This is a genomic window from Segeticoccus rhizosphaerae (assembly GCF_009192725.1).
GTDB classification, from domain to species: Bacteria; Actinomycetota; Actinomycetes; order Actinomycetales; family Dermatophilaceae; genus Segeticoccus; species Segeticoccus rhizosphaerae.
Genome location: NZ_VOHR01000341.1, coordinates 1 through 3,874 on the forward strand (window position 1 = coordinate 1; position 3,874 = coordinate 3,874).

The window sequence follows — 3,874 nt, forward strand, 5'->3', positions numbered from 1 at the left end:
GCGTGCACGCGGACCGCGCTGAAGTCGGTGCCGAACCGTGCCTCCATCGCGCGGCGCACACCGGCCTCGATCGGCTGGCCGCCCCGGGCGATGGTGTGGCGCACCGACTGCTCGAGCGGCTCCAGGGCGCCCGTCTGCGTCGTCATGGGTGGGCTTCCTTGGTTGGCGGCGTAACCCGCGGTCCGATACCGGCGGCCAGGACCTGGCCGAGTCGGCGACCGGTGGCTTCGCCGTCCCGTGTAGGCAGGCGGTCGACGGCCAGCCTGAGCTCGTCCACGTGAGCGGGCCTGGCGTCGACCGCGGCCGCTGACAACCGGCGGGTGAGGACGTCTCGAAGCTCAGCGGACAGGCCGGCTTCGAGGTCGTCGCGCTGCCGACCGGGCACATCGAGCCCCTCGATGACCAGGTGCTCGATGTGTACCTCGAGGCGGGGCGGGGGAGTACGGCGTGGCCTCATGGCGTCACCGGCTCCCCGGCCAGCTGCCGCTCGCTGATCGGCACCTGGAGCTTGGCGAACTCGTCGCGCACCGCCTGCAGCAGGTGGTCGTGGTTGAGGTCGATGCGGTCGGCCGCCGCGAGGAAGGCGGCGTTGACGGCGACGTTGCGGATCATCCCGCCGTTGAGTGGCAGCGCGGCGAGCGCGTCGAGATCCAGCGCCTTCACGCCCGGTATGGCGTCGGGCAGGCAGGTGCGCCAGATCGCCGCCCGCTGGTGTGCGTCGGGAAAAGGGAACTCCACGATGAAGCGCAGCCGCCGCAGGAAGGCGAAGTCCAGAGCCGACCGCATGTTGGTGGCCAGGATCGCCACGCCCTGGTAGGTCTCCATCCGCTGGAGCAGGTAGTCGATCTGGATGTTGGCGAAGCGGTCGTGCGAGTCGCGGACCTCGGTGCGCTTGCCCAGGAGGGCGTCCGCTTCGTCGATGAACAGCACTCCGCCGCCGGACTCGGCGGCGTCGAAGAGCCGCCGGAGATTCTTCTCGGTCTCGCCGATGTATTTACTGACGATGCCGGACAGGTCGGCCTTGTACAGGTCGAGGTCCAGGTCGTGGGCCAGCACCTCAGCGGCCAGGGTCTTGCCGGTGCCGCTGGGGCCGGTGAACAGGGCTGCGATCCCCAGGCCGCGGCTGGCCCGGTCGGCCAGCCGCCACTGGTGGTAGACCTCCCAGCGGTGGCGCACCTGGTCGGCGATGGACTGCAGCATCTCCAGCTGCTTCTCGTCGAGCACGAGGTCGGGCCAGGATGCCTCGGGGATGACTCGTTCGGCGACGCCTTCAAGGCGTGGTCGAGCCTCGAGGCGGCAACGCTCCCAAGGGTCGTCGGCCTCGGTTGCGATGCGCGCGATGGTGGCGGTGTCGACGGCAAACTGCGCGGCGAGCTGGCCGGGATCGATCTCGCTGTCGGCAGGCAGGTGGTCCTGCCAGGCCGCTTGTCGCTCCGCGGTGGTCGGTGGTGCCACGTCGACTCGCAGGCTGGCGGGGACCGATGCCTGAGGTGACTGTCGCAGCTGCAGGAGCGTCGCGCACCCGGACCGTCGTGCGAACGCCGCGGCGGTCGGGTCGTCGTCGGCAGTCTCGAGGAGGATCGCGACGGGGGAGAGGCCGGCCTCGCGGCGCCACAGCCGAGCGAGCCCGTCGAGCTCGACCTCGTCGGCGGGCAGCGAACGGGGCGACATCCGGTAGCACTGCAGCCCGAACGCGGTCGCGACCGCTGCGGCCAGCATCGTCGAGGACCGCTCATCGGGTCCGACCAGCTCGACCACCGGTGGGTCCGCGACCAGCGTGGGGTGCGGCGCATCCGACCGCTGGGCGTATCGGGCGTCGTCAGGCTGACCGGCCCACGCGGTCACCACCCGATCGGCGGCAGCCCGCTGCGACGGAGGCAAGGAGTCGAGGGCAACCTGATCCTCGAGCTGCACGGAGACACGCAGCCGGACGTCGAGGTGGTCGAGTCCGCGAAGGTGGTTGACAAGTCGTTCATCGACTCGCAGCGGTGCGATGACCAGTGACTCGAGTGCCGACCGGTCCACCTCGACCAGTCGCTGGGCGCGCAGCGGGCTGTCGGGGGAGAGCGCGGCCCACGCCGGGTCGGGCAACGTCATCATCGCGATCGCGAACGACGGGAAGCGCATCGCAGGGTTGCCGTGGATCCGGGCGCACTGGTCGCGGATCGACGGGTCGAGCTCCACGGCGGCGCACAGCAGGACGACGTCGCGTTCGAACCGGTCCAACCCGAAGCGTTCGCCGAGCGTTACCAGCGCGGGTGCGGGACCGGAGTAGGCCAGCGGATCGCCGGCATCCTCCCGCGGCGGAGTTGCCGGTGGCCCGGGCGTCGACGGTTGCCAGGAGCGGCCGAAGACGCCCGCGGTTGGCGGTTCCTGCGTTCCGCCGTGCTCGGTCAGGAGGCGCCGGATCCAGGCGACGCCCCGGGCCATGAAGTCCTGGTCGGCGTCGGGCGCGGCGCGGTGGCTGGCCGGGGCGGTCATGTCAGCGTCACCGTGGTGTCCGGGTCGAACCGTGGTGTCGGGTCGGTGCGGTCCACGACCAGCCGGCTGTCGGTGCCGCCGACGCGCAGCCGCACGGGATAGGTGCCTGCCGAGGCGTTGCTGATGGTGAACGAGATCGTCCCCGTGTCGGTGGTCAACAGGTCTGCGGGGGTCGACTTGCTGCCGAGCAACATCGACACCTCCTGGCCGGCCCGGACGGGTGGCTCGCAGGTGAGCGTGACGTGGGCGCTCGTGCCGGTGCGGGCGACGGTCATGGGTAGTGCACTCGTGATGGTCGGGGCCACCGCGAGGGAGAGCCGGTTCGTGATGAGGGAACCGGCTCCGGTGGACTGCAGCCGGAGCGCCACCGACCCGAGTCCGGCCGGCATCGTCGCCGGGATGCTGAAACGGACCGCGCTGGCCGTGGCCTGATCAGGGTTGACCTGGAGGGGCGTGGCGAGGAACGGATGGGCGAGGATCGCCACAACCGTGTCCGCGTCCAGCCCGTGACCGTGGATCGTGACCGGTTCCCCGGTCAGGGCAGCCGGTTGGCCCAGCACCGGGGCCACCTCGGTGAGCTCGGCCAGGTCGACCGCGGCGGCAACCGAAGCGCCCTGGCCGTCCGACCCTCGCCGCAGCACGGGCAGCGGTGCCAGGCCTCGGACCCGGCTCTCGATCTGGACGACCCGGACTTCGAAGGCTGCCGAGATCCGGTAGGGCGCCTGGAAGACCGACCAGAGCGAGTACATGTCCTTGTCGTCCAGCGGCTGCCAGTTGACTCGCACCTGCTCCCACTGCCTCGACACGTCGCTGAACGGTGCGAGGTCGGCGAGGTCGCGCTCGGTCAGCCGCTCGTGGGAGTGCAGCGACTGCAGCGCTCCACCGAGCAGCCGGTGCGCAACCAGGTCGTTGCCGTCCGGCGCGTAGGGCGTGAGCAGGTAGTGAAGGACCAGCGGCAGCTCCGGCTGCCCCACCTCACCAGGTGTCGTCGCCGGCGGATCCGTGTTGCGGAGCGAACCGTCCACCTCGGTGCGGTAGAGAAACACGTTGACCCGTTCCTCCTGCGACGCGGCCACCTCGTGCGGAGGAGCAGCGATCGCGCGGGCGCCGGCAGAGACCCGCTTCACGCCGGCATCCACGATGCTTCGCATGGTCTCGGTCACCGCCTCGATGGCGCGCGCGTCGCTCATCGCGCGCCTCCCGGCCGTCGGGTCTGCAGGTAGTCGGACAGGCTCAACCGTGGGGTGGACCGCGGTGCCGGCCGCCGCCGCGGCTCCGGGTGGATCTCGGAAGGCGCCCCGGCTCGGACCTCGACGCGGCCGATGCTGATCTTGACGACCGGCGCCGCCGGAGCGGGACGCGGGGTGGCTGCCACGGGTGCCGGACGTGGCCG

4 protein-coding genes and 1 pseudogene are annotated in these 3,874 nt (G+C 71.3%); all 5 read right to left on the reverse strand.

Translation table 11 applies throughout. The annotated features are described in order from the left end of the window. On the reverse strand, nucleotides 1-146 hold a 146-nt coding region (locus FRW57_RS25110), incomplete at its 3' end, for an eCIS core domain-containing protein (protein ID WP_152186721.1). Next, a complete protein-coding gene (locus FRW57_RS18645; protein ID WP_137123066.1) occupies nucleotides 143-457 on the reverse strand; it encodes a hypothetical protein in 315 nt (104 codons plus the stop codon). The genes FRW57_RS25110 and FRW57_RS18645, both read right to left, overlap by 4 nt. Further along, nucleotides 454-2,481: an ATP-binding protein gene (locus tag FRW57_RS18650; RefSeq protein WP_137123067.1), complete on the reverse strand. Its 2,028-nt coding sequence runs from the start codon at nucleotides 2,479-2,481 to the stop codon at nucleotides 454-456. The genes FRW57_RS18645 and FRW57_RS18650 overlap by 4 nt, the downstream gene beginning before the upstream one ends. Then, nucleotides 2,478-3,671, reverse strand: a complete 1,194-nt coding sequence (locus tag FRW57_RS18655; protein WP_152186722.1) for a Pvc16 family protein — start codon at nucleotides 3,669-3,671, stop codon at nucleotides 2,478-2,480. The genes FRW57_RS18650 and FRW57_RS18655 overlap by 4 nt, the downstream gene beginning before the upstream one ends. Further along, a pseudogene (locus FRW57_RS24150) lies at nucleotides 3,668-3,874 on the reverse strand (hypothetical protein); the annotation flags it as partial. The gene FRW57_RS18655 and the pseudogene FRW57_RS24150, both read right to left, overlap by 4 nt.